Origin of the sequence: Leptolyngbya sp. FACHB-36, from assembly GCF_014695955.1 — a bacterium.
GTDB lineage: Bacteria > Cyanobacteriota > Cyanobacteriia > Leptolyngbyales > Leptolyngbyaceae > FACHB-36.
In genome coordinates, this window is sequence record NZ_JACJPG010000330.1 from 1 (window position 1) to 2110 (window position 2110).

General features: G+C 52.5%; 2 protein-coding genes and 1 pseudogene. All 3 read right to left on the bottom strand.

The features are described 5' to 3' along the window. Window positions 1-294 (bottom strand): annotated as a pseudogene (locus H6F43_RS09305) (shikimate dehydrogenase); the annotation flags it as partial. Between the two features lie 87 nt (window positions 295-381). After that, entirely contained in the window at window positions 382-1488 is a 1107-nt protein-coding gene (locus H6F43_RS21845) for a HAMP domain-containing sensor histidine kinase (RefSeq protein ID WP_206754549.1), read from the bottom strand. 298 nt (window positions 1489-1786) lie between these two features. Continuing rightward, the coding region (gene minE / locus H6F43_RS09315) for a cell division topological specificity factor MinE (protein ID WP_190342511.1) at window positions 1787-2110 on the bottom strand (324 nt) is incomplete at its 5' end.

The window sequence follows — 2110 nt, forward strand, 5'->3', positions numbered from 1 at the left end:
CGCTTCAGTGCGCCAAACGGTGTTGACGGCTCCCACTGCCTGCGCCACCTCGGACACGTCCGACAGCAGCGGCACGATCGCCTGCTTGTGAGGAATGGTGATGCTGAAGCCGCACAGATCGATCGCGGCAAATCCGGCGACAGCGTGCCCTAAGCTCTCTGGCTTCACGGGCAGCGGGAGGTAAACGTAATTCAGCCCCAGATGCGCCAGCGCAGCGTTGTGCATTGCGGGAGAGAGGGAATGCTCAACGGGATGCCCAATGACGCCGAGCAGCTTGGTCTTACCTGTAATCACAACAGAACACCCTGAACTCTAAACTCCATGTTGCCGAGACGAGCGATCGTCCTTCCTTTCGCTAAAGTCAGCCAAAAACTGTAGCAACTATGCCATCCCAGCAGGCACCTTGGGCAACGTCACGATAAAGTTAGTTCCCGTGCCTTCTGCGCTTTCAACCGAGATCGTACCTTGATGTGCTTCCGTAATACTCTTTGCTAAAAATAATCCTAATCCCCATCCCGTTTGCTCCTCAGCAGAGGTAGTGCGACGAAATTGTTGAAATAGGATTGACTGGGCATCAGGTGCGATCGGATTGCCCTCATTGTGAACGGTGAGGCTGATGTGCGTTTCAGCTTGCTCAAGCGTGAGTGTAATGGGTGTGTCCGGAGCACCATATTTCACAGCGTTAACGGCTAAGTTTTCAACAACTCGCCGGATTTCTTTACGGCTGCAATAGCTCTTGATGCCCGCATCGGAGATCACAACAAAGCGCTCCCCGTACATAAAGCTCAAATCTTCCACAACATCCTGGACTAGCCCATTTAAATAGCATTCTTCAAACTCAAGCGCTAAGCCCTGCCCTGACCGCAGCCGACTTGCATCGAGCAGATTTTGAATCATGGAATCCAGCCGATCGATCGCGCTGATCATCCTCGCCGCTACATCAACGTGGGTATCACCTCGTTCAAGCCGACGCAGAATCAGTTGAGTCCCCATTTTTACGACATTGATTGGACCTCTGAGGTCGTGAGTCAGCGTCACCATAAATAGCTCTTGAATGTCTCGCAGCGTCTGTGAGAACTGAGTGGCAGCATCATTCACGGCTTGCTCAGTAGAGTCAATGATGATGTCTCGCTCCCGCACATCTAACGGCGCTTCTTCCTCTAAAACCTGAAAGATCACCTGACGCAGAATGTGGTACTCGAAGATCAGTTGAGTCATCGAGTAGTCGGCATAACCCGCCCGCTCCCGTCCATGCTCTCTGCCAGTCCGAAGGCTTTCTACCCGATCGGTTTTTATTCGATCAGGCGTCCTTTTGATTGTGGTTGAAAGTCCATCCACCAGTTGGTTTAAGTATTGAGGTAGCGAATCTTGCAAGATAAGAGAGTCGTGATGCATCGATGCACTGACTTCATTACGCGCCCGTTCTTCCCACAGCTGCATGATTCTTTCAGCATTTTGCTTAAGACGGTCAGAAGCTGGATCAACCATTGTTTTAATTCCCTGATGAGAAAGAGGGTAAGGGAAGTTTTTAAACTGTGACTTCGAGCAGCAAGCAACAGAGACTCAGCGCATCTGTGCGTTCGTTCAAACGGCAGACACGATTAAACTACCAGAGATCGTAAGTTGTTGAACGCGCAGCAAAAAGATAGAGGGGTAGCAGGCAGCGCTTTGATCGAGTAACACCTTCACTGATGCCTAAAATCAGCACGATCGCCTCAGTCCAACCGCCTCAGTCCCACTTGAATAACAGACGGCGATCGTCTCCCCAAGCACTGCCGACGACCGTTTAGTCTTGCACGATCGGCGTTGACACGTCCGGCTCAGGCGCAGTAGACGCTGGCGACACAGTAGGCGCTGGCGGCGCAATAGACGCTGGCGCGGGTTCAGGAGATGCAGCAGGCGGCGGATCAACCAAACGAACGCGGCGAATCGGCAGATTGGCGATCAGCGCGGTGGCTCGCTGCGAGTTCTCCAACGAGAATTCCATACTATCGGTGTCTAGCTCCACGTAGCGCGAAACGACTTCTAGAATCTCTTTTCGCATCGCCTCCAGTGTGGCAGACGGTAAATCTGCGCGATCGTGCGCTAGAACCAGCTTGAGTCGGGTTTT